We start from the raw sequence: 24,774 nt of genomic DNA, 5'->3' as shown, positions 1-24,774 counted from the left end.
CCCGTCGGAGGGAGGGGAGGGAGCCGCCGGGCGGCCCGGACGCGGACAGGGCTCAGGCCGGGGCGGGCGCGGCCGTCTCCTCGCGGCGCACGCCGAACCAGGCCGCATACAGCGCGGGCAGGAACAGCAGGGTCAGCGCGGTGGCCACGATCAGGCCGCCCATGATCGCCACCGCCATCGGGCCGTAGAACACCGAGCGCGACAGCGGCACCATCGCCAGCACCGCCGCCAGCGCGGTCAGCACGATCGGACGGAAGCGGCGCACGGTGGCGTCCACGACCGCGGTCCAGCGGTCGCTGCCGGCGGCGATGTCCTGTTCGATCTGGTCCACCAGGATCACCGAATTGCGCATGATCATGCCCGCCAGCGCGATCGTGCCGAGCATCGCCACGAACCCGAACGGCACCCGGAACACCAGCAGGAACAGGGTCACGCCGATCATGCCCAGCGGCGCGGTCAGCACCACCAGCAACGTGCGCGAGAGGCTGCGCAGCTGCAGCATCAGCAGCGTCACCACCGTGAACACGAACAGCGGCAGGCCGGCCTTGATCGAGTCCTGGCCGCGCGCGGAGTCCTCGACCGTGCCGCCGGTCTCGAGCAGGTAGCCGTCGGGCAGCGCGGCGCGGATCGGTTCGAGGGTGGGCTCGATCTGCGCCACCACCGTCGGCGGGGTCAGGCCGTTGCGGATGTCGGCGCGCACGGTCACCGTCGGCAGCCGGTCGCGGTGCCAGATGATGCCGTCCTCGAACACGTATTCCAGCCGTGCGATCTGCGCCAGCGGCACCGCCTGCCCGTGCGCGGTGGGCACCGCCAGGCTGCCGAGCAGGTCGAGCCGGCTGCGTTCGTCCTGCGGTCCGCGCAGCAGGATCTCGACCAGCTCGTTGCCCTCGCGGTAGGTGCTCACGTGCAGGCCGGACAGGGACCCGGCGAGGAAGTGCGCCACCTGCTCCGAACTCACGCCCAGCACCCGCGCCCGCTCCTGGTCCAGCACCAGCCGCACCACCTTGCTCGGTTCGTCCCAGTTGAGGTTGACGTTGGCCACGTGCGGGTTCTCGCGCACCTTGGCCTCGACCTGCCTGGCGATCGCGCGCACGCGGTCGATGTGCTCGCCGCTGACCCGGAACTGCACCGGATAGCCCACCGGCGGGCCGTTCTCGAGCCGGGTCACGCGCAACTGCAGGTGCGGGAAGCGCGGCGCCACCTCATTGATCAGCCAGCGGCGCAGCCGTTCGCGGTCCTCGGTGCTCTTCGCGCGGACCACGAACTGGGCGAAGTTGGCCGCGGGCAGCTGCTGGTCCAGCGGCAGGTAGAAGCGCGGCGAGCCGGTGCCGACGTAGGCGACGTAGTTGTCGATGCCGTCCTGCCTGGCCAGCAGCGCCTCCAGGCGCCGGGCCTGGGCCTCGGTGGCGCGCAGCGAGGCGCCTTCGGCCAGCTCCAGGTCCACCATCAGCTCCGGCCGGGTCGAATCGGGGAAGAACTGCTGCGGCACGAACCGGAACAGCGCCACCGACAGCACGAACGCCAGCGCGGTCGCGCCGATCACCAGCCAGCGCCGGTGCAGGCACCAGGCGACCAGGGCGCGGAAACGGCGGTAGAACGGCGTGGCGTACGGATCGTGGGCGTGGTCGTGGTGCGGCGCCGGCGCGAGCAGGAACGCGTACTGCGGCCAGCGGTCGGCCAGGCGTTCGCGCCAGGCGCGCCAGCGCGCCGCGGGCGACCCCGGCCTGAGCGCCGCCGGCCGGTGCAGGTCGGGCAGCATGCGGTCGCCGAGGTACGGGATGAACAGCACCGCGGCGATCCATGACACCACCAGCGCGATCGTGACCACCTGGAACAGCGAGCGGGTGTACTCGCCGGTGCTCGAGGCCGCGGTGGCGATCGGCAGGAAGCCGGCGGCGGTGACCAGGGTGCCGGTGAGCATCGGGAACGCGGTGGTCTCGTAGGCGAACGCCGCCGCCTTCAGCCGCGAGAAGCCCTGCTCCATCTTGATCGCCATCATCTCCACCGCGATGATCGCGTCGTCCACCAGCAGGCCCAGCGCCAGCACCAGCGCGCCGAGCGAGATCTTGTGCAGGCCGATGTCGAAGAAGTGCATCGCCGCGAAGGTCATCGCCAGCACCAGCGGGATGGACACCGCCACCACCAGCCCGGTGCGCAGGCCGAGCGAGAAGAAGCTCACCAGCAGCACGATCGTCACCGCCTCGGCCAGCACCTTGACGAACTCGCCGACGCCGGCGCGCACCGCCGCCGGCTGGTCGGCGACCTTGCGCAACTGCATGCCGGCCGGGAGCGTGCGCTGCAGGCGCGCGAACTCGGCTTCGAGCCGCTCGCCCAGGCGCAGCACATCGCCGCCGGGCTTCATCGCCACCGCGATCCCGATCGCGTCCTCGCCCATGAAACGCATGCGCGGCGCGGCCGGGTCGGCGAAGCCGCGATGCACCTGGGCGATGTCGCCCAGGCGCACGGTGCGGTCGCCGGCGCGGATCGGGAACGCGCGGATCGCCTCGACCGAGTCGAACGCGCCGGTGACGCGCAGCTGCACGCGGTCGGAGCCGGTCTCGAAGAAGCCCGCCGGCGTGACCGCGTTCTGCTGCGCGAGCTGCTGCTGCACCGCGGCCAGCGGCACGCCGAGGGTGGCGAGCTTGGTGTTGCTCAGCTCGATCCAGATCTTCTCGTCCTGCAGGCCGATCAGCTCGATCTTGCCGACGTCGGGCACGCGCTGCAGCTCCAGCTCCAGCCGCTCGGCGTAGTCCTCGAGCACGGCGTAGTCGAAGCCGGGGCCGGTGAGTGCGTAGATGTTGCCGAAGGTGTCGCCGAACTCGTCGTTGAAGAACGGCCCGACCACGCCCTGCGGCAGGGTGTAGCGGATGTCGCCGACCTTCTTGCGGATCTGGTACCACAGCTGCGGGATCTCGCGGCTGCGCATCGAGTCGCGCGCCATGAAGATCACCTGCGACTCGCCCGGCCGCGAGTACGAGCTGACGAACTCGTACTCGCCGGTGGTCATCACCGCCTTCTCGATCCGTTCGGTGACCTGCCTGGACACCTGTTCGGCGGTGGCGCCCGGCCACAGCGTGCGCACCACCATCGCCTTGAACGTGAACGGCGGATCCTCGGACTGGCCGAGCTGGCGGTACGACCACACGCCGACGATCGCCAGCACCAGCATCGCGTACACCACCAGCGGGCGGTTGGCGAGCGCCCATTCGGAGAGGTTGAAGCGGCGCATGGCTTACTCCGCCCGGGCACGCGGGCCGGCCGCGGCGACCGGCCGGTTGTCGCGGTCCACCGGCTGCACGCGCTGGCCCTCGCGCAGCAGGTGCCCGCCCGCGGCCACCACCCAGGCATCGGGCGCAAGGCCGCCGAGCACCGGCACGCCGTCCGCACCGAACGGGCCGACCTGCACCGGCTGCAGCCGCACGTGCCCGTCCGGCGTCACCACCCACACCGCGGTCGCGCCGCCGGCGCCGCGCTGCAGCGCCGACAGCGGCAGGCGCATGCGCGGCGCGTCGGCGGGGTCGGCGACGAACACACGCACGCTCTGGCCGAGATCCACCGCCTTCGCCGCCGCGTCCGGCAGCGCCACGCGCGCGGCGTAGGTGCGCGCGGCGGGGTCGGCGGAGGGCGCGATCTCGCGCAGCGTGCCTGGCAGCCGCAGCTGCGGCGCGCTCCACGGCACCACCGTCACCGGCCGGCCGACGCGGAAACTGCGGATGCGCGCTTCGGGCAGCGCGATCGCCACCTCGCGCCCGCCGCTGCCGGCAAGGGTGAACACCGGTTGCCCGGGGGCGACCGTCTGCCCGGCCTCGGCATGGCGCTGCGCGATCACGCCGTCGCGCGGCGCACGCAGTTGCGCGTAGGCGACCTGGTTGCGGGCGACCTCGAGCGCCGCGCGCGCGGCGCGCACTTCGCCGGCGGCCGCGGCGTGGGCGGCTTCCTGGGCATCGAGCGCGGAGCGGCTCACCAGTTGCTGCTGCGCCAGGGCCGCGAAGCGCGCGCGGTCGGCGGCGGTGCGGGCGAGCTGCGCCTCGGCCGCGGCGAGGCGGGCCTGCGCGGCCTGCGCCTGCAGGCGCAGGTCGTCCGGATCGAGCTCGGCGAGCAGCTCGCCGCGCCGCACCGCATCGCCCACGTCCACGTGCCGGCGCACGAGCTGGCCACCGACCCGGAACGCGAGCGGACTTTCCTCGCGCGCCCGCACCTCGCCCGGATAGGCGGTGACCGCGGCCTCGCCGGCCGCACCCGGTTGCACCACCAGCACCGGCCGCGGCCGTTCCGGCGGCGACTGCGAGTTCCCGCACGCGGCCAGCGCCAGCGCCAGCAGCACCATGCCCGTTCCTGCCCCGAAGTGTTTCATCCGGTTGCGTCCCGACGGTGATTATTGGACCGGGCGGTATAGTATAATCCGTGCACTTGTCGGTCTAGTATTTGCGCGATGCCCAAGCCACCCCCGCCCCGCCCCGCCCCCGTCCGCAAGCCGGCCACCCCCGGACGTCCCAAGGACCTGGCCAAGCGCGAGGCGATCTTCGAGGCGGCCAAGCGGCTGTTCATCGAGCACGGCTACGAGGGCGTGAGCATGGACCAGATCGCCGCCGAAGCCGGGGTGTCCAAGCTCACCGTGTACAGCCACTTCGGCGACAAGGAATCGCTGTTCGCGGCCGCGGTGAAGTCCTACTGCGAAACCCAGCTGCCCGACGCACTGCTCGCCGATGTCCCCGGCATGCCGCTGCGCGAACGCCTGCTGCAGATCGGGCGCGCGTTCTACGCCATGATCAGCGCCCCGGAGGCGATCGCCGGCCACCGCATGCTGTGTACGCCGCGCATGGCCGAAACGCCGCTGCCGCGCCTGTTCTGGGAGGCCGGCCCGCGCCGGGTCCAGGCCGCCTTCGCCGCCCTGCTCGAACGCCGGGTGGCCGCGCGCGAGCTGGAGATCCCCGACATCCCCCGCGCCGCGGCGCAATTCTTCACCCTGCTCAAGGGCGAGCCGCACGCCCAGCTGGTGTTCGGCTGCGGCGAGGCGCCGCTGGACGCCAAGGCCGTGGAGGCGCACGTGGCCGCCTCGGTGGACCTGTTCCTGCGGGCCTATGCGCGCCGCCGTTGAACGGCCCCGGACGGCGCCGGTCGTCCCGGTGACTTCCGGCACTCAGTTTTGGTGTCCTACCACAGCGATGCTGCACCGGCCGCAGCGGGCCGGCCGGTAAAATGGCGGGCTCGCCTGTCTTCGGAACCTCCCCATGAACACCCTCGATTTCGCCAAGGCCCGGCAACTGATGGTCCAGCAGCAGGTTCGCCCCTGGGACGTGCTGGATCCGCGCGTGCTCGAGGTGCTCTCCACCCTGCCGCGCGAGGCGTTCGTGCCGGAGCCGCATCGGGCGCTGGCCTATGCCGACCTCGAACTCCCGCTCGGCCACGGCGAGGTGATGATGAAGCCGGTGGTCGAGGGCCGGATGCTGCAGGCGCTGGCGCTGGATCCGGGCGATGCGGTACTGGAGATCGGCACCGGCAGCGGCTGGATCACCGCCTGCCTGGCGCAACTCGCACGCGAGGTGGTGAGCGTGGAGCGCCACGCCGACTTCACCGCGGCCGCGCGCGCGCGCCTGGACGCGCTGGAGTTCGGCCGCAACGTCCGCCTGGACACCGCCGACGTGTTCGCCTGGACGCCGGGGCGCCAGTTCGACGCGATCTGCGTCACCGGCGCCGTGGAGCGGATCCCGCCGCGCTTCCTGGAATGGCTGCGACCGGGCGGGCGGCTGTTCGTGATCCAGGGCCGCGAACCCGTGATGGAGGCGGTGCTGGTGCGCAACCAGGACGGCCATCCGCGCATCGAATCCCTGTTCGAAACCGCATTGCCCTACCTCGTCGGCGCCGCGCCGGCGCCCACCTTCGAGTTGTGACCGCACAAGGATCCCACTGCATGAGCCGCCATCCCCTCGTCCTCGCCCTCGCCTTCGCCCTGCTGCCCACCGCGGCGCACGCCGAAGACCTGATGCAGACCTACGAGCTGGCGCGCGCGGGGGATCCGCAGTACGCCGCCGCCGAAGCCAGCCGCAACGCCGCGCAGGAAGGCGCGGTGCAGGCGCGCGCGGCGATGCTGCCGCAGATCGACGGCAGCGCGGGCTATTCCCGCTCCGACAGTGACAGCACCGGCGTGCAAGTGTTCGGCAGTGTGCCGTTCCCGAGCGACAGCAGCCAGGAGTCCACCACGCGCAACTGGGGCGTGAACGTGGACCAGATGGTGTTCGACTACTCGCGCATCTCCACCCTGCGCAGCCAGAAGGCGCTGGGGCGCGCCAGCGACTTCACCCTCGAGGCCGCCGGCGATTCGCTGATCACCCGCACCGCCGCGGCCTACTTCAACGTGCTGATCGCGCTGGAGACGCTGGCCGCCGCCGAGGCGCAGGAAGCGGCGCTGCAGAAGCAGTTCGACTTCGCCAGCAAGCGGCTCGAGGTCGGCCTGGCGCCGATCACCGACGTGCACGAGGCGCGCGCCCAGTACGACGCCGCGCGCGCCAACACGATCCTGACCCGCAACGCGCTGGAGGACGCCTACCAGGCGCTGGCCGAGATCACCGGCCGGCCGATGCGCAGCCTCAAGGGCCTGCCGGACGACTTCCGTCCCGCGATCCCCGAAGAGCGCGACGCCGACAGCTGGGTGCGGACCGCGCTCGAGAACAATCCGACCCTGCGCTCGCTGCAGGAGCAGCTGGCGGCAGCCGAAGCCGACGTGGAAACCGCGCGCGCAGGCCACTACCCGTCGCTGTACTTCAACGGCACCTACGGCAACCGGCGCACCAACGGCGACAACACCAACAACCTCAACGACACCACGATCGCGTTCGAGAACGAAGGCAAGGGCACCACCTTGAGCCTGAACCTGCGCGTGCCGATCTTCGCCGGCGGCGCCACCCAGTCGCGGGTGCGCCAGGCCCTGGCCCAGCGCGACGCGCGCGCCGGGCAGCTCGAACAGCAGCGGCGCGCGGTGGAACGCTCGACCCGCAACGCCTACCAGTCGCTGCTGGCCGGCATCAGCGAGGTCGAGGCGCGGCGGCTGGCGCTGGTCGCGGCGAAGAGCGCCTACGAGGCCTCGCAGGTCGGACTCGAGGTCGGCACCCGCACCGTGCTCGACGTGCTCAACAACCAGCGCACCCTGTTCGAAGCCCAGCGCGAGTACGCGCGCGCCAAGTACAACTTCCTGCAGGCACGGCTGAACCTGGAGCAGGCCGCCGGCACGCTCGAGGCCGACGACCTGCAGGACGTGAACCGGCTGCTGACGGTGGACGTGGCCACGGCGCGCTGATCCGCAGCCGCCCGAGCGCATGCCGCCCGCGCCCCGGCCCCGGCCGGGGCGCAGCGTTTCAGGCCTCCGCCGGCGGGGGCGGCAGGGCCGGCAGCACCAGCGCCAGGGTGCGCGCGAGCGCGCCCCGTCCCTGTTCGACCAGGGTCTGCCCGGCCGCCGCCATCGCCGCGCGCCGCGCGGGATCCTCCAGCAGCGCGGCCACGGCACCGGCGACCGCCTCGGCGTCGGCGCCGATCCACAGCGCGCCGGCCTCCTCCATCCGCCGCGCGATGTCGGCGAAGTTGTGCAGGTGCGGGCCGGTGACCACCGCGGTGCCGACCGCGGCCGGCTCGAGCAGGTTGTGACCGCCGATGTCGGCCAGGCTGCCGCCGACGAAGGCCACGTCGGCGGCGGCGTAGAACTGCACCAGTTCGCCGAGCGTGTCCACCACGAACACCGCGTCGCGCGCGTCGGCCCAGTGCGTCAGCCGCCGCGTGGCCACGCGCCAGCCGGCATGCTGCGCGTGCTCGATCGCGGCGCGGAACCGTTCCGGATGCCGCGGCGCCCACAGCAGCAGCAGTTCCGGCCAGCGCTCGCGCAGGCGGCGGTGGATCGCCACCACCGCAGCCTCCTCGCCTTCGTGGGTGCTGGCGGCGATCCAGGTCGGGCGGTGGCCGCAACGGGCGCGGAACTCCGCCGCGAAGCGCTCCACGCCCTCGGGCACGCGCTGGTCGAACTTGAGGTTGCCCACCTCCGTCACCTGCTCCGGCCGCGCGCCCAGGCGCACGAAGCGGCGCGCGTCGTCCGGCGACTGCGCCGCAATCCGGCGCACGCCGCGCAGCGCGCGCGCCACCAGCGGCGCCAGCAGCCGATAGCCGCGCAGCGAACGCGCCGACAGCCGCGCGTTGAGCACGAACACGGGAATGCCGCGGTCGCGGCAGGCGAACAGCAGGCTCGGCCACAGCTCGGTTTCCATGATCAGCGCCGCCTGCGGGCGGAACTGGGCCAGGAACCGGTCGGTGGCGCCGGGCAGGTCGTAGGGCAGGTACACGTGCTCGACCGCCTCGCCCCACAGCGTGCGCACGCGCTCGGAACCGGTGGGGGTGATGGTGGTGACCAGCAGGCGCAGGTCCGGCCGCTGCTGGCGCAGGGCGTTGACCAATGGCGCGGCGGCGTTGACCTCGCCGACCGAGACCGCGTGCACCCACACGCAGCCCGGCAGCGGCGGCCGCTCGCCGTACAGCGCGTAGCGCTCGTCCCAGCGCTGGAAATAGGCGTGCTGGCGGAACCCGCGCCAAACCAGGTGATAGGCCGTGACCGGCAACAGCAGGTACAGCGCGGCCGAATACACGGCGCGCAACAGGCGTTCGATCGGGTCCTTCGGCATCGCGGAAGGATAGCGAAGCGCGTCCGACGCCGCGGCGCGGGCCGGGCCCGGCCGTTAGAATCCGCGCATGCCCACGCCCACCGATGCCGGTCGCCCGCCGCTCGGCCCGCGCCACTGGCCGACCTGGTGCGGGATCGGCGCGATGGCGCTGCTCGCGCGCCTGCCCTGGTCCTGGCAGCGCGCGCTCGGGCGTGCGCTGGGCGCGCTGCTGCGGCGCGCGTTGCGCGCCCGGCGCGAGGTCGCCGCGCGCAACCTCGCCCTGTGCTTCCCCGACCTCGACCCCGCCGCGCGCACACGCCTGCTGCGCGAGCACTTCGCCGCGCTCGGCATCGGCCTGTTCGAGTTCGCCCGCGCCTGGTGGGGGTCGGTGGCGCCGCTGCGGCGCGGGCTCACCCTCGAGGGCCTGGAGCACCTGCAGGCCGCACACGCCGCGGGCCGCGGCGTGATCGTGGTGTCCGGCCACTTCACCACGCTCGAGGTCTGCGGCCGGCTGCTGTGCGACCACGTGCCGCTGGCCGGCATGTACCGCCCGCACGCCGAACCGGCGATGGAATGGGCGGTCAAGCGCGGCCGGCTGCGCTACGCGGCCGCGATGTTCACCAAGCAGGAACTGCGCCCGGCGGTGAAGCACCTGAAGGCCGGCGGCCTGCTGTGGTACGCCCCGGACCAGGATCCGAGCCGCGGCGAGGCGGTGTTCGTGCCGTTCTTCGGCCGCCCCGCGCACAGCCTGACCTCGACCCACCAGCTCGCGCGCCTGTCCGGCGCGGCGGTGCTGGCCTTCGCCCACCAGCGTCGCGCCGACGGCAGCTACCACCTGCGCCTGTCGCCGGCGTTCGCCGACTTCCCCTCCGCCGACCCCGCCGCCGACACCGCGCGGGTGATGGCCGCGATCGAGGACATGGCCCGCGCCGCGCCCGCGCAGTACCTGTGGATCCACCGTCGTTTCAAGCGCCAGCCGGATGGTGTGCGGCTCTACGATTGAATGAGCGGGATCCGCTGCAGCGGATCCCGGCGTGCGCCGGGATGACAACCCCGGATAGCAGGCAGGCTCAACCTGGCATGCGCGGGAATGGTGTCGTGCGTGCGAGCAGGCTGCCGGCGTAGAGCGCGGCCAGCAGCAGGGTCAGCCCGCCCCAGAAGGTGGCGTAGAACGCCAGGTGGGTGTTGAAGGGGAACACGGTCACGGCCAGCGCGATCATCGCCGGCCGCGCCCGTTCGCGCGCCTGGTTCGGGGCGTACCGCCAGGCGCGCCAGGCCAGCGCGGCGCCGGCCAGCCACAGCAGCAGGCCGAAGCTGCCGGTCTCGCTCGCCACCTCCAGCACCAGCTGGTGCGCATGCAGGGCCGGGCCCTCGCCCCACGCCGCCGGTTCGCCCGGCTGCGGATCGCAGGCCGGGAATGCCTCGCGGAAGCCGCGCGCACCCACGCCATTGACCGGATGCTCGCGAAACATGCACCACGCCGCCGCCCAGATCCGGGTGCGGCCGGAGAGGGCGTGGTCCATGCCGGCGGCATCGCCCGCCAGCGCCGCGGCGCTGCGTTGCAGGCGCTCGGCGAACGGTGCGTGCAGCCAGCTCGCCGCGCCCAGCGCGAGCGCGCCGAACAGGAACACGCCGGCGAGCCGGCGCCAGCCGAGCGCGCGCCAGCCCGACCACAGCAGCACCAGCGTGTAGGTCAGCCACGCCGCCCGCGCGCCCGCAAGCAGCACCACCAGGCCGATCGCGGCGGCGGCGATCACCCAGCCCGCCGCGGCGAAGCGCCGGTGCGCCGCATGCAGCGCGAACGGCGACAGGCTCGCCAGCACCAGGCCGAGCTTCGGATTGCACTCACCGAGCACGCCGGTCAGACGCCCGAACGCGAACGCCGCTTCGGGCGGGCACATCGGCCGCCCGCTGACCAGCTGCTTGAGCGCGTCGAGGCCGAAGAACAACGGGCTGGTGCCGGCCAGCGCCTCGAGCAGCGCGTCCGCGGTCCACACCGCGACGATCACCGCCAGGCCGCCGAAGGTGACCCGGCGGCCGCGTTCGTCGGCGACCGCCGCCGCGGCCAGCCACAGGAACGGCAGGTAGCGCAGATCCACTGCGGCTTCCTTGAACGCGCGCGCGCGGTCCACCGCATCCAGCGCCGACAGCAGTTCGGGCAGCCAGTAGGCGGCGAACAGCACGCTGGTCAACGCCCAGGCGGGGCTGCTGAGCAGCGCCGTGCCGCCGCGGAACCGCGCCAGCAGCAGGCGCACGATCGCGACCAGCGCGCCGAGCACCAGCACGCCCTCGGCGTAGCCCGGCGCCGGCCACAAGGCGACGAAAGCCAGCACCCACGCCGGCGCCCAACGCCAGCCGGGGACATGCACTTCAGGGGTTGTCGTCGAGTTCGGCATAGACCGCGAGCGTGGCCTCCTGCATCGCGCGCAGGGTGTGGGGGATCGTAACCGGCGGCGGCGGATGCGCGAGCAGGGCGCGCGCGGTGCCCGTCAGTTGCGCGACATCGAACGGCGGCACCGCGCCGGCGGGCGCGAGTTGCGCCAGCAGTTCGCCCACGCCGCCATGCGCCCAGCCCAGCACCGGCCGGCCGACCGCCAGCGCCTCGAGCACGGTGCGGCCGAACGCTTCCGGCTTGCGCGAGAGCTGCAGCACCAGGTCGCAGGCGGCGTAGGCCTCGGCCATGGCGTCGGTCGGCGGCGTCAACGCCAGCGCGTCGGCCACGCCGCAGCGCTGCGCCTGCGCCTGGAGTTCGGCGAGATAGCGCGTGCGGCCTGCCTCGCACGCGCCGGGCATCCACAGCCGTGCATCGAATCCGTCCGCGCGCAGCGCGGCCAGCAGCGCGATCGCGTCGGCATGACCCTTCAGGCGGGTGCCGCGGCCGGGCAGCAGCAGCAGCGGGCCCTCGCCGCCGAGCACCGGGTGCCGCGCGGCCACGCGCGCCCGCGCGGCGGGATCGGGCGCGGGCGCACGCGGGAACGCGGCGGGATCGATGCCGCGCGGGATCACCCGCAGGCGCTCGCGCGGCGTGCCGGGGTAGTGCTGGAGCACGTGTGCGCGCACCGTCTCCGACACGCAGATCACGCGTTCGCCGCGGGCCATGATCGCGCTGTAGCGCGAGGGCGAATTGAGCCCGTGCACGGTGGTGACGAAACGCGGCCGCCGCGCCGCAGGCACCCCCTGCAGCGCCCACCAGCCGAGCCACGCCGGCAGGCGCGAACGCGCGTGCACGATGTCCGCCGCCTCGCGCACGAACAGGTGCCGCAGCGTGCGCACGTGGCGCAGGGTCAGCGGCGACTTGCGGCCGATGTCGAGCGTGACGTGTTCGGCGCCCAGCGCCTGCAGGCGCGGCACCAGGCGGCCGCCGGCGGACACGACGAGCGCGCGGTGGCCGGCGCGGACCAGGGCCTGCGCGATCTCGAGCGTGGAGCGCTCCACGCCGCCGGACTCGAGCGCGGGCAGGAGCTGGACGACGGTCAGGCGGCGCATGTCCCGCGCCCTGCCGCGGTACTCAGTCCACCAGCACGTACTGGGCGCCGCAGTAAGGGCACTTGGCCTGGCCGCCCTCGGCCTCGATCGGCAGGTACACGCGCGGATGCGAATTCCACAGCGCCATGGACGGCAGCGGGCAGCTCAGCGGCAGGTCGGCGCGGCGCACCTCGTAGCGCTGCTGGGCGTTGGCGGGCGCGGCGGCGGTCGGGGTCGGGTCGGCCATGGGCGCGGGCTGGGAATGCGGGGGCCGCAAGTGTAGCAGCGCCGCTCGCGCCCCCGCGGCCCGCTCAGAGCGGCGGCAGTTCGAACAGCAGCACGTCGGCCAGCCCCGCGCCCCGGCCGGCGAGGACCAGCCGGCCCTGCTCGCCGGCCAGGCCGAGCGCATCGCCGGCGTGCAGCGACCGGCCCGCGACCTCGGCCTCGCCTTGCGCCAGGTGCAGCCAGTAGGCTCGCTCGGGATCGAGCGTAAACCCGACCTGCTCGCCGGCGCCGAGCCGCACGCCGTGCAGCCAGGCCTGCTGCCGGATCGGCAGCGCGCCGTCGGCGCCGTCGGGCGCGACCAGGGTCGCCCAGCGTCCGCGCCGCGCCACCGGATCGAACGCGCGCTGCGCATAGGCCGGACGCGCGTTGAGCCGGTCGGGCTGGATCCAGATCTGCAGGAAATGCACCGGCTCGCGGTCGGAGGCGTTGTACTCGCCGTGCTCGATGCCGTGGCCGGCGCTCATCCACTGCAGCTCGCCCGCACGCAGCACGCCCTCGCCGCCCTGGCTGTCGCGGTGCGCGAGCGCGCCGGACAGCACGTAGCTCACGATCTCCATGTTGGCGTGGCGGTGCGGGGCGAAGCCGGCGCCCGGCGCGACCTGGTCCTCGTTGAGCACGCGCAGGGCCGAGAACCCCATCCACTGCGGGTCGTAGTAGTGCGCGAACGAGAACGTGTGCCGGCTGTCGAGCCAGCCCGCGCCGCCGCGGCCGCGCGCCTCCGAGCGCCGTTCGACGATCACGGCCTGGCCGGCTCCGGCTTCGGCACCGTGGCCTCGGTGCTGATCGTCAGCTTCACCTCGTCGCTGACGTTGGGCACGTACAGGCCGAGGCCGAACTCGCTGCGCTTGAGCGTGGCGGTGGCGTCGAAGCCGATCGCCGGGCGACCCTGGCGCTCGCCGACCTTGTTGAGCTTCGCGTCCAGCACCACCGGGCGGGTGATGCCCTTGATGGTCAGCTCGCCGGTGATCTTGAACCGGCCCTCGCCAAGCGCTTCGACCTTGGTGCTGCGGAAGGTGGCATTGGGATGCTTCTCGGCATCGAAGAAATCGGCGCTGAGCAGGTGCTCGTTGAAATCGGGCACGAAGGCCTGCAGGCCCGCCAGCGGCAGCGTGACCTGCACGCTCGAGGCCGGGACGTCGTCGGCGTCGTACACCAGGGTGCCGTCCACCTGGCCGAAGTTGGCCACCGGGTGGGAGAAGCCGAAATGGCTCCACTGCGCCAGGACGATGGTGTGGTTCGGATCGAGCTTGTACTGCACCGGCGCGGCATGCGCGGTGCCGAATGCGAGCAGCAGGCCGAGTACGGGCGGCAGCAGGCGGGAACGGATCATGGGGGAGGGTCTCCGGAAGGGGGGTGCAACAGATACGTGGCCGCGGGGCTATTCGATGCGGCAGGCCTCGTCGAATGGCAGCCGCGGCGAACGCGGGAAGATCGAGGACGGCTCGCCGCGGCCGAGGTTGACCAGGAAATTGGAGCGCCAGGTGGTGCCGGCGAAGAACGCCGCGTCCACCTTGGCGTTGTCGAAACCGGACATCGGCCCGCAATCCAGGCCGAGCGCGCGCGCGGCCAGGATCAGGTAGGCGCCCTGCAGGCTGCCGTTGCGCAGGCAGATGCGCTCGAGCGCGTCCTCGGGCTTGGTGTCGAACCAGGCGCGGGCGTCGGTGTGCGGGAACAGCACCGGCAGCTTGTCGTAGAACGCCATGTCGTAGGCCACGATCACCGTGCACGGCGCGGCCATGGTCTTGGCGTAGTTGCCCTCGTCGAGGGCGGGGCCGAGCCTGGCCTTGGCCTCCTTCGACTTGACGAACACGAACCGGGCCGGGCAGCTGTTGGCCGCGGTCGGCCCCCACTTCAGCAGGTCGTACAGCGCGTGCAGGGTCTCGTCGCTCACGTCGCCGGAAAAGGCGTTGTAGGTGCGCGCCTGCCGGAACAGCTGGTCGAGCGCGGGGGCGGGCAGGACATCCTTCATGCGGCGTTCCATCGGGGAGTGCGGGGACGCGCAGTGTAGAGTGTCGCGCGTCATGCGGCCGCCAACGCGCCGCAACGTTGGGTGCCACGCATGCAACGCTCCGCCGCCGAACCGGTCACGTTGTGCGTCCACGACGGGCGCGCCGGCAACGCACGCCAGGCCCTGGCGCTGGGCCGGGCACTGGATCCGGCGCCGGGCGAGCTGGTCCTGCGCCCGCGCGCGCCCTGGCGCTGGGCGGCGCCGCGGGCCCTGCCGCTGGCGGCGCGCGGCTTCGACCCGGCGCTGGCCCCGTGGCTGGCCGCACCGCCGGCGCTGGCGATCGGCTGCGGCCGCCAGGCCGCGCTCGCCACCCGCCTGCTGCGCGCGCACGGCGGCCGGGGGGTGCAGATCCTCGATCCACGCCTGGATCCGCGCGCCTGGAACCTCGTGGTCGTGCCCGAGCACGACGCGCTGCGCGGCGACAACGTGCTGACCCTGGTCGGCAGCCTGCATCCGGTGGACGAGGCCTGGCTGGCGCAGGCGCGGGCCGATTTCGATGTCCTGGCGCAACTGCCGTCGCCGCGCATCACCCTGCTGGTCGGCGGACCCTCGCGGCACGCGCCGCTGGACGCATCCGGGTTCGAGGCCGCGCTGGCCGCGCTCGAGGCCGTGCTGCGCGCCGAGGGCGGCAGCCTGCTCGCCACCACCTCGCGCCGCACCCCGGAGTCGTGGGCCACGGCGCTGCGCCACCGCCTTGCCGGCATTCCCGGCGTGCGCTGGTTCGGCGATGGCGGCACGGACAACCCCTATCCCGGGATGCTCGCCTTCGCCGACCGCATCGTCGCCACGCCCGATTCGGTCAACATGCTCAGCGAGGCCTGCGCCACGCAGGCACCGGTGTACCTGCTGGCGGCCGCATGCGTCCGCGGGCGGCGGCTGCCGCGCTTCCACGCCCAGCTCGGCGCGCTCGGACGGGTCCGGCCATTCGCGGGCTCGCTCGAGGCCTTCCCGGTGCAGCCGCTGCGCGAGACCGCGCGGATCGCGGCCGAAGTGCGGGCACGGCTGGGGCTGCCGGCCTAGTCGCCCAGCCCCATCGCCCGGAACGCCGCCGCGATCGCGGCGCGCGCGGCCTCGATCTGCGGCGTGTACGGCACCAGCCGCGGCCGCCGGTCGAGGGTGCAGCGCAGGCCGGCCTCGAGCAGCGCCGCGTGCGCGGCGAGCAGATCCGCGGCGACGCCGGGCGCGAGCACGCCGGCCGTGCGCGCCGCACGCAGCAGGCCCGGGGTGTCGTGCGGCGCGAGCAGCGTCGGGTGCCGCGCGCCCTCGCGCAGGACCAGGAACTGCAGCAGGAATTCCAGGTCCACCAGCCCGCCCGCGCCCTGCTTGAGATCGAAGCGGGCGGCGTCGGAGCGGTCGAGCTCGGCGCGCATGCGCGCGCGCATCGCGGCCACGTCCGCACGCAGCTTGTCCGGATCGCGCGGCCGCGCCAGGGTCTCGGTGCGCACCCGGGCGAAATCGGCGCACAGCGTGGCCTCGCCGGCCACGGCGCGCGCGCGCACCAGCGCCTGGTGCTCCCAGGTCCAGGCGCGCTCGCGCTGGTAGTCGGCGAAGCTGCCCAGGGTGGACACCAGCAGGCCCTTGGCCCCGTCCGGGCGCAGGCGCACGTCCACGTCGTAAAGCCGGCCGGCGCCGGTGCTGGTGCCGAGCAGGGCCACGATCTTCTGCGCCAGGCGCGCGAACCAGCGCGGCGCATCCAGCGCACGCGCGCCGTCGGACACCGCCTCGGCCGGGGCGTCGTACAGGAACACCAAGTCGAGATCGGAGCCGAAGCCCAGCTCCTCGCCGCCGAGGCTGCCGTAGCCGAGCACGGCGAAGCGCGCGCCCGGCACCTCGCCGTGCGCCTGGCGCAGCTCGCGCCAGGCCAGCGCGAGCACGCCCCCGACCACCGCGTCGGCCAGCCACGCCAGCTGGCGCGCGCTGTCCTGCGCGCTCTGCCGCGCATCCAGCGTGGCCACGGCGATGCGGAAGCTCAGCGCCTGCCGCGCCTCGTTCAGCGCCTGCAGCGCCGCCTCGGCATCGTCCTCCTGCAGCGCCTGCCGGCACTCCACCGCCAGCGCGGCACGGTCGGGCAGCGGCCCGGCCACGCGCCGGTCGAGCAGTTCGTCCAGCAGCAGCGGGTGCGCGGCGATGCGTTCGGCGAGCAGGGCGCTGCCGGCGAGCACGTCCACCAGCCGCGCCAGCGCGCCGGGCTGCTCGTCGAGCAGGGCCAGGTAGCTGGCCCGGCGCAGCAGCGTGTGCAGCAGCGGCAGCAGCCGGCGCAGCGCCGCGTCCGGCTGCGCCGAACGCGCGGCGGCGGCGAGCAGCGCCGGCAGCACGCGGTCGAGCCGGGCGCGCGTGGCATCGCTCAGCGCGCGCACGCCCGGGGCACGGGCGAAGTCGCGCAGGCTGGCATCGAGCTCCTCCACCGCATCGAAGCCGGCCTCGGCCAGGGCCTGCGCGTCGCCGGCCTCGGGCAGCGCGCGCCAGTAGCCGGCCAGGCCGCGCTCGTCGCGCGCCGCGCCGCGCCGTGCCAGCAGTTGTTCGAACTCGGCCGACACCCGCGCGCGGTGCGTGTCGAGGGCTTGCACCAGCGCTTCCCAGTCGGCATAACCCAGTCCGCGCGCGAGACGCAGCCGATCCACGGGATCGGCCGGCAGCGCGTGAGTCTGCGCATCGCGCAGCATCTGCAGCCGGTTCTCGAGCCGGCGCAGGAAGCGGTACGCCGCCGCCAGCGCCTCCCCCGCCTCCGGCGCCACGTGTCCGGCCTCGACCAGCGCCGCCAGCGCCGGCAGCAGCCGGCGTTCGCGCAGCGCGCGCTCGCGGCCGCCGCGGATCAGTTGCAGCGCCTGCACCAGGAACTCGATCTCGCGGATCCCGCCCGGGCCGCGCTTGATGTCGTCGGCCAGCTCCTTGCGCGCGACCTCGGCCGCGATCGCCGCCTTCATCGCGCGCAGCCCGTCGAGCGCGCCGTAGTCGAGGTAGCGCCGGTACACGAACGGCCGCAGCGTGTGCAGGAAGCGCTCGCCCGCCTCGAGGTCGCCGGCCACCGGCCGCGCCTTCTGCCAGGCGTAGCGTTCCCAGTCGCGGCCCTCACGCTGGAAATAGCCCTCCATCGCCGCGAACGACCACGCCAGCCGGCCGGCGTTGCCGTGCGGGCGCAGGCGCAGGTCCACGCGGTGGCAGAAGCCGTCGGCGGTGACGTCGTCGAGCAGTTTCGCCAGTTGCCGGCCGAGGCGCGCGAACCAGTCCTCGGCCGCGAGCGGGCGGGCGCCGTCGCTCTCACCGTCCTCGGCGTAGGCGTACACCAGGTCCACGTCGGAGGAGAAGTTGAGCTCGCCGCCGCCGAGCTTGCCCAGCCCGAACACCACCAGCCGCTGCACGCCGCCATCGCGCGCGCGGACCACGCCGTGGCGCTGCGCGAACTCGGCCTCGAGCGCCTCCAGCGCCAGGCGCAGGCAGGTCTCGGCCAGCGCGGTGCTGCCGGCCAGGGTCGCGTCCACGTCGTCGCGCCCGGCCACGTCGCGCCAGACCAGCCGGGTGGAGGCGGCCGCGCGGTAGCGGCGCAGCAAGGCCGGCCACGCCTCGCGCCGCTCCGGCGTCAATGCCGGCGGCGGCACCTCCGCGTCCGCTGCCAGCAGCGCGCACAGTCCCGGCTGCCGCAGCAGCGTCTCCAGCGCGAACTCGCTGGCCAGCGCCAGCCGCCGCAGCGTGACCGCGTGCGCAGGATCGTCGAACAGCGCCGCCGCCTCCGGCAGCGCGCGCAGGCGCGCGAGCGCACGTTCGACCGGATCGGGCAGCGGCAGGTCCATCGCCGCATCATCGCAGGCGGCGCGGGGCGGGCTGAAGCGGCCGCACGATGCGTCAGCGCAGCATCGTGCCGGCGAATAAAAAGCCCGCCCCGGTCGAACCGGTAGCGGGCCTGCTCCCTCCCCCACGTCGGGATGCGGAGCCATCGTGAAGGAATCGTTATCGAAAGTGCACGCTGCACTGCAAAAAAGAACCGGGTGGTACAGAAAGATCGGCCAAGATGCCGACGCCGGAAACGCAAGAGCCCCGCATCGCTGCGGGGCTCCTGAGGTGTTGCGCGGGATTGGCTCCCAGCCTGGCCCTCCCCCGCGGAGGCGGGGGAGGGAACGCAGGCGGGCAACCCCTGCGAGGGCCCGGATCAGAAGTCCATGTCGCCCATGCCGCCCATGCCCGGGGCGGCGGCCTTCTCGTCCTTCTTCGGCGCCTCGGCGACCATCGCCTCGGTGGTGATCATCAGGCCGGCGATCGAGGCGGCGTTCTGCAGCGCGGTGCGGGTCACCTTGGTGGGGTCCAGGATGCCCATCGCGATCATGTCGCCGAACTCGCCGGTGGCGGCGTTGTAGCCGAACGCGCCGGTGCCTTCCTTGACCTTGTTGACGATCACCGACGGCTCCTCGCCCGCGTTGGCGACGATCTCGCGCAGCGGGGCCTCCATCGCGCGCAGGGCGATGGCGATGCCGTGGTTCTGGTCCTCGTTGACGCCCTTGAGCTCGGCGATCGCGGCGCGCGCGCGCAGCAGGGCCACGCCGCCGCCCGGCACCACGCCTTCCTCGACCGCGGCGCGGGTCGCGTGCAGCGCGTCCTCGACGCGGGCCTTCTTCTCCTTCATCTCGACCTCGGTCGCGGCGCCGACCTTGATCACCGCCACGCCGCCGGCCAGCTTGGCCACGCGCTCCTGCAGCTTCTCGCGGTCGTAGTCGGAGGTGGTCTCCTCGATCTGGGCCTTGATCTGCTTGATCCGGGCCTCGATCGCACCGGCCTCGCCGGCGCCGTCGATGATCGTGGTGTTCTCCTTGCTGACCACCACCTTGCGGGCGCGGCCGAGGTCCTTGATCGTGGCCTTCTCGAGCTGCAGGCCGACCTCCTCGGAGATCACGGTGCCGCCGGTGAGGATCGCCATGTCCTCCAGCATCGCCTTGCGGCGGTCGCCGAAGCCCGGGGCCTTCACCGCGCACACCTTGACGATGCCGCGGATGGTGTTGACCACCAGGGTCGCCAGGGCCTCGCCCTCGACTTCCTCGGCCACGATCAGCAGCGGCTTGCCGGCCTTGGCCACCCCCTCGAGCACCGGCAGCAGGTCGCGCACCGACGAGATCTTCTTGTCGTGCAGGAGGATGAACGGATCCTCCAGCTCGCACTGCATGCTCTGCTGGTTGTTGATGAAGTACGGCGAGAGGTAGCCGCGGTCGAACTGCATGCCCTCGACCACGTCGAGCTCGTTCTCCAGGCCCGAGCCCTCCTCGACCGTGATCACGCCTTCCTTGCCGACCTTCTTCATCGCCTCGGCGATGATGTTGCCGATGGACTCGTCGGAGTTGGCGGAGATGGTGCCGACCTGGGCGATGGCCTTGTCGTCGGCGGTCGGCTTGCTGAGCTTCTTGAGCTCCTCGACCGCGGCGTGCACGGCCTTGTCAATGCCGCGCTTGAGGTCCATCGGGTTGAAGCCGGCGGCAACCGCCTTCATGCCCTCGCGGATCATCGCCTGGGCGAGCACGGTCGCGGTGGTGGTGCCGTCGCCGGCATTGTCGGAGGTCTTGGAAGCGACCTCCTTCACCATCTGCGCGCCCATGTTCTCGAACTTGTCGGCCAGCTCGATCTCCTTGGCGACGGACACGCCGTCCTTGGTGATCGTCGGGGCGCCGAAGCTCTTCTCGAGCACGACGTTGCGGCCCTTCGGGCCGAGGGTGGCCTTGACGGCATTGGCGAGGATGTTGACGCCGCGCAGCATGCGAACGCGCGCGTCCTCACCGAAACGGATTTCCTTGGCAGCCATTGCTTGTTACCTCGAAGGTTGTTCTCGAATGCGGAGCGGTCAGTTCAGGACCGCGAGGATGTCGTCTTCCTTCACCACCAGGTACTCGACGCCGTCGAGCTTGACCTCGGTGCCGCTGTACTTGCCGAACAGCACCTTGTCGCCCGTCTTGACCTTTGGCGCGCGCAGGCTGCCGTTGTCGAGCACCTTGCCCTCGCCGACGGCGATGACCTCGCCCTTGATCGGCTTCTCGGTCGCCGTGTCCGGGATCACGATGCCGCCGGCGGACACCTTTTCTTCTTCCATGCGCTTGATGACCACGCGGTCGTAGAGCGGCTTGATGTTCATTACAACCCTCGCAAGTGGTTGATTGGTTTGGAAAATTCCGGCGATTTTAGCAGTCGCCATGCGCGACTGCCAAAAGCGGCCGACGAAAAAAGCCCGGCCATTCACCGGGACCGGGCGGGAGATGGGGTGTGTTCCCCGGCTTTCAAGAGGGCGGGCGGCGCGGACCGTACGCGGGCGGGGGAAGCCCGGGGTCGCGGTCCGCCGCAGCCCGCCGCGGCCGACCGGCATCGCCAGTGGGGGCGATGCCTGCGAGGCGAAAAGATCGCCGACATCCCTGTCGGCGACGCCTCGAATACATCCGTGTGGCGAGGACGTATGGATACCGAAGCGGGCGGACGGGGGGAAGGGGGCCTCTTGGTGACTTTTGGTCAACAAACCTCCCAATTTCGGGCAAAAACCCTGAAATCATCGCCCGTCACGATACTATTTGTAGACAGACCTGGTTGAATGTTGCTCGCGAGGTGACATGGGATATCCTTCGCCCGTCCATCGCCTTGTCCGCCCGGGAAACCGCCATGAGCCCGCAAGCGCGCATCCGCCTGGCCCGCCGCCACGCCGGCCTGTCGCAGACCCAGCTGGCGCGCGAGGTCGGCGTGCAGCGCAGCGCGGTCAGCCACTGGGAGGCCCGCGACGGGCGCAACCCGAGCATGGCCCACCTGCGCCGGATCGCCGAGGTCACCGGGATCCAGTTCGAGTGGCTCGCCACCGGCCGCGGGCGGATGGCGCTGAGCGAGGACGTGGCCCTGGATTCGGTGGCCGCGGCCGAGGCGCTGCTGGTCGAGGACAGCCTGGAGATGCGGCTGGTGCGGGCGTTCCGCGACGCGCCGCCGCCGGCGCGGATCGCGCTGGTGGAGATCGTCGAACAACTGGCCGCGCTGCGCACCGGGCGGCCGCCGCGCGAACCCGGCGCGCGTGCGCATGCGCCGCGCACGGCCACCCACGAGGGGAGCTGAGCATGTCCGTGCTGATCTGTTATTGCACCTGCCCCGACGCGGCCAGCGCCGACGCCCTGGCCCTGGCCCTGGTCGAGGAGCGCCTGGCCGCCTGCGTCAACCGCCTGCCGGGACTGCGCTCGGTGTACCGCTGGCAGGGGGCGGTGGAGCAGGCCGAGGAGGTGCTGCTGCTGATCAAGACCACCACCGAGCGACTTCCGGCACTGACGGCGCGGCTGCGCGCGCTGCATCCTTATGAGCTGCCGGAACTGGTCGCGGTCGAAGCCGCCGGCGGCCTGCCGGACTACCTGGCGTGGGTCGTCGAACAGACCCGCGAGCCCCGCTGAGAGAGCCTGCGATGCCCCATGCCCTGCGCCGCGTCCTCGCGGCCTTCGCCCTGCTGCTCGCCGCCCTGCCCGTCCGCGCGGTGGACGAGCGCGACCTGCTGCCCGTGGACCAGGCCTTCGTGCTCCAGGCCCGGGCCGAGAGCCGCGAGCGCATCGTCCTGACCTGGACCATCGCCGAGGGCTACTACCTCTACCGGCACCGGATGGACGCGCTGCCGCAGGGCGGCTTCGTGCGCGAGGACTTCGCCCTGCCGCCAGGCACCCGCAAGCGCGACCCGTTCTTCGGCGACGTGGAAACCTACCGCGGCCGCGTCGCCGGCGTGCTCACCGGCCGCGCCAGCGGCGACCGCGTGACCTTGCAGGTGAAGTACCAGGGCTGCGCCGACATCGGCATCTGCTATCCGCCGCAGCGGCGGACGCTGGAGGTGCGGTTGCCGGCAGCCGATGACCCGGCAGCGGGCGAGCACGGCCTGGCGGCGCTGGGGCGCAGTCTGGGCGGCAGCAGCGCGCCCCTGCTCGGCACTGCCCCTGACGGCCAGGCGCAGGCCCTGCCGCTGCCGCCGGAACAGGCGTTCCGGGTCGAGGCGATCGCCGGCGACGGCAACACCGTGCTGCTGCGGATGACGCCGGCGCGCGGCTATTACCTGTACCGCGACAAGACCTCGGTCCGGCTCGAGGGCGCGCCGGGGCTGCACGTGGCGCTGCCGCCGCCGGCGCAACTGCCGCGCGGCACGCCGTACCGCGACGAGCACTTCGGCCAGGTCACGGTGTACTTCGACCAGGTCGAGATCGCATTGCCCGTGCACCGCGAACACCCGCGCGCGGCCGAGGCGCAACTGGTGGTCGGCTTCCAGGGCTGCCAGGACCAGGGCATCTGCTATCCACCGATGACTCGCACGCTGGCGCTGTCGCTGCCGGCGGGCACGGTCACGCCGGTGGCGCCGGCCGCGGCGCCGTCGGCGGCGGGCGCGGACACCGCCGCGCCGGCACCCGCGCCAACCGCAACCGCCCCCGACGCCGACGCAGTGGCCGCAGGCGCGCCCCCGTCGGCGTCACCGGCGCTGCCGTCCGCCGCGCCGCGCGGCGCCAACCTCTCCCTGCCGCTGGCGCTGCTGCTCGCCCTGCTCGGCGGCCTGATCCTCAACCTGATGCCCTGCGTGCTGCCGGTGCTCTCGCTCAAGGCGCTGTCACTGGTGGCCAGCGGCGAAAGCACGCAGCGCGCGCGCCGGCATGCGCTCTGGTACACCGCCGGCGTGCTGGTCAGCTTCACCGCGCTCGGCGCGCTGGCGCTGGCGCTGCGCGAGGCCGGGATCGCGCTCGGCTGGGGCTTCCAGCTGCAGCAGCCGCTGGTGGTGGCCGCGCTCGGGCTGCTGATGTTCGCGCTCGGCCTGAGCCTGTCGGGCGTGTGGCATTTCGGCGGGGCCTGGACCGGCCTCGGCCAGGGGCTGGCCCGCCGCAGCGGCCCGCTCGGCGATTTCTTCACCGGCGTGCTGGCGGTGATCGTGGCCACGCCCTGCACCGCGCCGTTCATGGGCGCGGCCCTGGCCTGGGCCTTCACCGCCCCGGCCGCCATCGCGCTGGCGGTGTTCGTCGCGCTCGGCCTGGGGCTGGCGCTGCCGTTCCTGCTGATCGGCTTCGTGCCCGCGCTGGCGCGCCTGCTGCCGCGGCCGGGGGCGTGGATGGAGACGCTCAAGCAACTGCTCGCGTTCCCGCTCTACCTCACCGCGGCCTGGCTGTTGTGGGTGCTGGCGCGGCAGCGCGGCGCGGACGCGGTCGGGCTGTGGCTGCTGGCGGCGGTGACGCTGGCGCTCGCGGCCTGGGCCTACACCCATGCGCGGATGCGCGCGGCGCGCTGGGCCGGGGTTCTGGCGGTGCTCGCGCTGCTGGCGATGCTGTGGCCGCTGCGCCTGATCCACGCCCTGCCGCGGCCAACGGCGGCGGCCGCGCCGGCCACGACCGCCGCCGGCGTGGTCGCGTTCTCCGAGCAGCGCCTGGCCGACCTGCGCGCCGCCGGGCGGGTGGTGCTGGTCAACGTCACCGCCGACTGGTGCGTGACCTGCAAGGCGAACGAGAAGGCGGTGTTCGAGAGCGCCGCGTTCCGCGAGGCGCTGGCCGCGGCCGACGCGGTGTACATGGTCGCCGACTGGACCGACGTGGACCCGGCCATCACCGCGTTCCTGCAACGGCACAAGGCGGTCGGCGTGCCGCTGTACGTGGTCTATCCGCGCGGCGGCGGCGAGGGCGTGGTGCTGCCCACCGTGCTCACCCCGCAGCGCGTGCGGCAGGCACTGGAAGCGGCGGCGCGATGAGGACGCGCACGGTCCTGCTGGTCGCGTTCGGCGCCGGGCTGCTCGGGGTGGCCACGGGGCTCCTGGTCCACGGCCCCGGACCGCTGTGGCGCACCGAGCCCGGGCAGCGCGCACTGCAGGCGGTGCTCGACGCGCAGGCGCCGGAGCCGCCGGCCGGGGTGCGCGTCGCCCGCCGCGGCGAGCCCGTGCCCGCGCTGCGCCTGCCCACGCTCGACGGGGGCAGCGTCGCCCTGCCGCAGGCCTACGCCGGCCGGCCGCTGCTGATCAACGTCTGGGCCTCCTGGTGCGGCCCCTGCATCGAGGAGATGCCCGCGCTGCAGCGCTTCGCCGCCAGCCAGGGCACGGACGGGGTGCAGGTGGTCGGGATCGCGCTCGACGAGGCCGCGGCCGTGCGCGCGTTCCTGCAGCGGGTGCCGGTCTCCTACCCGATCCTGCTCGATGCCCCCGGCCCGGCCGACGCCGGCGTGCGCCTGGGCAACCGCAAGGGCGTGCTGCCGTATTCGGTGCTAGTCTCGGCCGACGGCCGCCTGCTCAGGCAGCGGATCGGCCCCTTCGCCGAGGGCGAGATCGCGTCCTGGGCCGGGGCCGGAAAGCCTGGAGAGTCCGACGAGTGAACTCGCCATCTCGCGCGCCCGGCAGAGGGTGGCCGCACTGGCAACCACCCTCTGCCGCAGTGGCGAGGC

The 24,774-nt window shown here is 73.2% G+C and carries 21 protein-coding genes; 9 read left to right on the top strand and 12 right to left on the bottom strand.

The window, feature by feature from the left end:
* Positions 1–52 precede the first annotated feature (52 nt).
* Together FPV26_RS07250 and FPV26_RS07245 are read right to left on the bottom strand one after the other, a co-directional pair.
* Positions 53–3,229, bottom strand: coding sequence for an efflux RND transporter permease subunit (locus FPV26_RS07250; RefSeq protein WP_147653176.1), 3,177 nt, complete (start codon positions 3,227–3,229; stop codon positions 53–55).
* A gap of 3 nt (positions 3,230–3,232) precedes the next feature.
* On the bottom strand, positions 3,233–4,354 hold the full coding sequence (locus FPV26_RS07245) for an efflux RND transporter periplasmic adaptor subunit (RefSeq protein ID WP_147653174.1): 1,122 nt from the start codon (positions 4,352–4,354) through the stop codon (positions 3,233–3,235).
* A 78-nt stretch (positions 4,355–4,432) separates the two neighbouring features.
* Here FPV26_RS07245 and FPV26_RS07240 point away from each other — a divergent pair, with 78 nt between their 5' ends.
* The 3 genes from FPV26_RS07240 (at position 4,433) to FPV26_RS07230 (ending at position 7,294) form a co-directional block, all read left to right on the top strand.
* Positions 4,433–5,098: a TetR/AcrR family transcriptional regulator gene (locus FPV26_RS07240; protein ID WP_147653172.1), complete on the top strand. Its 666-nt coding sequence runs from the start codon at positions 4,433–4,435 to the stop codon at positions 5,096–5,098.
* A 133-nt stretch (positions 5,099–5,231) separates the two neighbouring features.
* Positions 5,232–5,891, top strand: a complete 660-nt coding sequence (locus FPV26_RS07235) for a protein-L-isoaspartate O-methyltransferase family protein (protein WP_147653170.1) — start codon at positions 5,232–5,234, stop codon at positions 5,889–5,891.
* Between the two features lie 20 nt (positions 5,892–5,911).
* Positions 5,912–7,294 carry a TolC family outer membrane protein gene (locus FPV26_RS07230; RefSeq protein ID WP_147653168.1) on the top strand — a complete coding sequence of 461 codons (1,383 nt, stop codon included), beginning with the start codon at positions 5,912–5,914 and terminating at the stop codon, positions 7,292–7,294.
* Positions 7,295–7,352: 58 nt separating this feature from the next.
* Here the strand turns inward: FPV26_RS07230 and waaA are convergent, their stop codons facing one another.
* Positions 7,353–8,660 carry a lipid IV(A) 3-deoxy-D-manno-octulosonic acid transferase gene (gene waaA, locus FPV26_RS07225; RefSeq protein WP_147653166.1) on the bottom strand — a complete coding sequence of 436 codons (1,308 nt, stop codon included), beginning with the start codon at positions 8,658–8,660 and terminating at the stop codon, positions 7,353–7,355.
* 67 nt (positions 8,661–8,727) lie between these two features.
* Between waaA and lpxL the strand changes: the two genes are divergently transcribed.
* Complete coding sequence (gene lpxL / locus FPV26_RS07220; protein WP_147653164.1) at positions 8,728–9,642, top strand: LpxL/LpxP family Kdo(2)-lipid IV(A) lauroyl/palmitoleoyl acyltransferase; 915 nt, start codon at positions 8,728–8,730, stop codon at positions 9,640–9,642.
* A gap of 67 nt (positions 9,643–9,709) precedes the next feature.
* Here the strand turns inward: lpxL and FPV26_RS07215 are convergent, their stop codons facing one another.
* From FPV26_RS07215 to FPV26_RS07190, 6 genes are all read right to left on the bottom strand, one after another.
* Positions 9,710–11,035 carry an O-antigen ligase family protein gene (locus FPV26_RS07215; RefSeq protein WP_147653162.1) on the bottom strand — a complete coding sequence of 442 codons (1,326 nt, stop codon included), beginning with the start codon at positions 11,033–11,035 and terminating at the stop codon, positions 9,710–9,712.
* Positions 11,010–12,125, bottom strand: a complete 1,116-nt coding sequence (locus tag FPV26_RS07210; protein ID WP_147653159.1) for a glycosyltransferase — start codon at positions 12,123–12,125, stop codon at positions 11,010–11,012. The genes FPV26_RS07215 and FPV26_RS07210 overlap by 26 nt, the downstream gene beginning before the upstream one ends.
* 22 nt (positions 12,126–12,147) lie before the next feature.
* Positions 12,148–12,351, bottom strand: coding sequence for a zinc-finger domain-containing protein (locus tag FPV26_RS07205; protein ID WP_147653157.1), 204 nt, complete (start codon positions 12,349–12,351; stop codon positions 12,148–12,150).
* 64 nt (positions 12,352–12,415) lie between these two features.
* Positions 12,416–13,129, bottom strand: coding sequence for a pirin family protein (locus FPV26_RS07200; RefSeq protein ID WP_147653155.1), 714 nt, complete (start codon positions 13,127–13,129; stop codon positions 12,416–12,418).
* Entirely contained in the window at positions 13,126–13,719 is a 594-nt protein-coding gene (locus FPV26_RS07195) for a YceI family protein (RefSeq protein ID WP_147653153.1), read from the bottom strand. Before FPV26_RS07195 ends, FPV26_RS07200 begins: the two co-directional genes overlap by 4 nt.
* Before the next feature lie 48 nt (positions 13,720–13,767).
* On the bottom strand, positions 13,768–14,358 hold the full coding sequence (locus FPV26_RS07190; RefSeq protein WP_147653151.1) for a malonic semialdehyde reductase: 591 nt from the start codon (positions 14,356–14,358) through the stop codon (positions 13,768–13,770).
* A 90-nt stretch (positions 14,359–14,448) separates the two neighbouring features.
* Here FPV26_RS07190 and FPV26_RS07185 point away from each other — a divergent pair, with 90 nt between their 5' ends.
* Positions 14,449–15,417, top strand: coding sequence for a mitochondrial fission ELM1 family protein (locus tag FPV26_RS07185; RefSeq protein ID WP_147653149.1), 969 nt, complete (start codon positions 14,449–14,451; stop codon positions 15,415–15,417).
* Here FPV26_RS07185 and glnE read toward each other — a convergent pair.
* The 3 genes from glnE to groES form a co-directional block, all read right to left on the bottom strand.
* The gene (glnE, locus tag FPV26_RS07180; protein ID WP_147653147.1) at positions 15,414–18,185 is read right to left on the bottom strand and encodes a bifunctional [glutamate--ammonia ligase]-adenylyl-L-tyrosine phosphorylase/[glutamate--ammonia-ligase] adenylyltransferase; all 2,772 of its coding nucleotides are present in this window, start codon (positions 18,183–18,185) and stop codon (positions 15,414–15,416) included. The two genes, FPV26_RS07185 and glnE, sit on opposite strands and share 4 nt — an antisense overlap.
* 356 nt (positions 18,186–18,541) lie before the next feature.
* Entirely contained in the window at positions 18,542–20,176 is a 1,635-nt protein-coding gene (gene groL, locus FPV26_RS07175; protein WP_147653144.1) for a chaperonin GroEL, read from the bottom strand.
* Between the two features lie 39 nt (positions 20,177–20,215).
* On the bottom strand, positions 20,216–20,503 hold the full coding sequence (groES, locus tag FPV26_RS07170; RefSeq protein ID WP_147653142.1) for a co-chaperone GroES: 288 nt from the start codon (positions 20,501–20,503) through the stop codon (positions 20,216–20,218).
* Positions 20,504–21,018: 515 nt separating this feature from the next.
* Between groES and FPV26_RS12630 the strand changes: the two genes are divergently transcribed.
* The 4 genes from FPV26_RS12630 to FPV26_RS07150 are packed head-to-tail and all read left to right on the top strand — an operon-like array spanning position 21,019 to position 24,705.
* Positions 21,019–21,456, top strand: coding sequence for a helix-turn-helix transcriptional regulator (locus tag FPV26_RS12630; RefSeq protein ID WP_181952584.1), 438 nt, complete (start codon positions 21,019–21,021; stop codon positions 21,454–21,456).
* 2 nt (positions 21,457–21,458) lie between these two features.
* The gene (cutA, locus tag FPV26_RS07160; RefSeq protein ID WP_147653138.1) at positions 21,459–21,782 is read left to right on the top strand and encodes a divalent-cation tolerance protein CutA; all 324 of its coding nucleotides are present in this window, start codon (positions 21,459–21,461) and stop codon (positions 21,780–21,782) included.
* An 11-nt stretch (positions 21,783–21,793) separates the two neighbouring features.
* Complete coding sequence (locus tag FPV26_RS07155; RefSeq protein ID WP_147653136.1) at positions 21,794–24,091, top strand: protein-disulfide reductase DsbD family protein; 2,298 nt, start codon at positions 21,794–21,796, stop codon at positions 24,089–24,091.
* The gene (locus FPV26_RS07150) at positions 24,088–24,705 is read left to right on the top strand and encodes a TlpA family protein disulfide reductase (RefSeq protein ID WP_147653134.1); all 618 of its coding nucleotides are present in this window, start codon (positions 24,088–24,090) and stop codon (positions 24,703–24,705) included. Before FPV26_RS07155 ends, FPV26_RS07150 begins: the two co-directional genes overlap by 4 nt.
* Positions 24,706–24,774: the final 69 nt, after the last annotated feature.

It is taken from the genome of Vulcaniibacterium gelatinicum (assembly GCF_008033445.1).
GTDB classification, from domain to species: Bacteria; Pseudomonadota; Gammaproteobacteria; order Xanthomonadales; family Xanthomonadaceae; genus Vulcaniibacterium_B; species Vulcaniibacterium_B gelatinicum.
This window is presented reverse-complemented; position numbering and strand designations above follow the sequence as displayed.

What these genes read in the sequence shown, in the direction of transcription:
- FPV26_RS12630 (WP_181952584.1), top strand. Translation starts at nt 21,019, where the DNA reads ATGAGCCCGCAAGCGCGCATCCGCCTGGCCCGCCGCCACGCCGGCCTG.
- waaA (WP_147653166.1), bottom strand. Translation starts at nt 8,660, where the DNA reads ATGCCGAAGGACCCGATCGAACGCCTGTTGCGCGCCGTGTATTCGGCC.
- FPV26_RS07185 (WP_147653149.1), top strand. Translation starts at nt 14,449, where the DNA reads ATGCAACGCTCCGCCGCCGAACCGGTCACGTTGTGCGTCCACGACGGG.
- FPV26_RS07190 (WP_147653151.1), bottom strand. Translation starts at nt 14,358, where the DNA reads ATGAAGGATGTCCTGCCCGCCCCCGCGCTCGACCAGCTGTTCCGGCAG.
- FPV26_RS07215 (WP_147653162.1), bottom strand. Translation starts at nt 11,035, where the DNA reads ATGCCGAACTCGACGACAACCCCTGAAGTGCATGTCCCCGGCTGGCGT.
- glnE (WP_147653147.1), bottom strand. Translation starts at nt 18,185, where the DNA reads ATGGACCTGCCGCTGCCCGATCCGGTCGAACGTGCGCTCGCGCGCCTG.
- groES (WP_147653142.1), bottom strand. Translation starts at nt 20,503, where the DNA reads ATGAACATCAAGCCGCTCTACGACCGCGTGGTCATCAAGCGCATGGAA.
- FPV26_RS07195 (WP_147653153.1), bottom strand. Translation starts at nt 13,719, where the DNA reads ATGATCCGTTCCCGCCTGCTGCCGCCCGTACTCGGCCTGCTGCTCGCA.
- FPV26_RS07250 (WP_147653176.1), bottom strand. Translation starts at nt 3,229, where the DNA reads ATGCGCCGCTTCAACCTCTCCGAATGGGCGCTCGCCAACCGCCCGCTG.
- groL (WP_147653144.1), bottom strand. Translation starts at nt 20,176, where the DNA reads ATGGCTGCCAAGGAAATCCGTTTCGGTGAGGACGCGCGCGTTCGCATG.
- lpxL (WP_147653164.1), top strand. Translation starts at nt 8,728, where the DNA reads ATGCCCACGCCCACCGATGCCGGTCGCCCGCCGCTCGGCCCGCGCCAC.
- FPV26_RS07230 (WP_147653168.1), top strand. Translation starts at nt 5,912, where the DNA reads ATGAGCCGCCATCCCCTCGTCCTCGCCCTCGCCTTCGCCCTGCTGCCC.
- FPV26_RS07210 (WP_147653159.1), bottom strand. Translation starts at nt 12,125, where the DNA reads ATGCGCCGCCTGACCGTCGTCCAGCTCCTGCCCGCGCTCGAGTCCGGC.
- FPV26_RS07155 (WP_147653136.1), top strand. Translation starts at nt 21,794, where the DNA reads ATGCCCCATGCCCTGCGCCGCGTCCTCGCGGCCTTCGCCCTGCTGCTC.
- FPV26_RS07245 (WP_147653174.1), bottom strand. Translation starts at nt 4,354, where the DNA reads ATGAAACACTTCGGGGCAGGAACGGGCATGGTGCTGCTGGCGCTGGCG.
- FPV26_RS07205 (WP_147653157.1), bottom strand. Translation starts at nt 12,351, where the DNA reads ATGGCCGACCCGACCCCGACCGCCGCCGCGCCCGCCAACGCCCAGCAG.
- cutA (WP_147653138.1), top strand. Translation starts at nt 21,459, where the DNA reads ATGTCCGTGCTGATCTGTTATTGCACCTGCCCCGACGCGGCCAGCGCC.
- FPV26_RS07240 (WP_147653172.1), top strand. Translation starts at nt 4,433, where the DNA reads ATGCCCAAGCCACCCCCGCCCCGCCCCGCCCCCGTCCGCAAGCCGGCC.
- FPV26_RS07235 (WP_147653170.1), top strand. Translation starts at nt 5,232, where the DNA reads ATGAACACCCTCGATTTCGCCAAGGCCCGGCAACTGATGGTCCAGCAG.
- FPV26_RS07150 (WP_147653134.1), top strand. Translation starts at nt 24,088, where the DNA reads ATGAGGACGCGCACGGTCCTGCTGGTCGCGTTCGGCGCCGGGCTGCTC.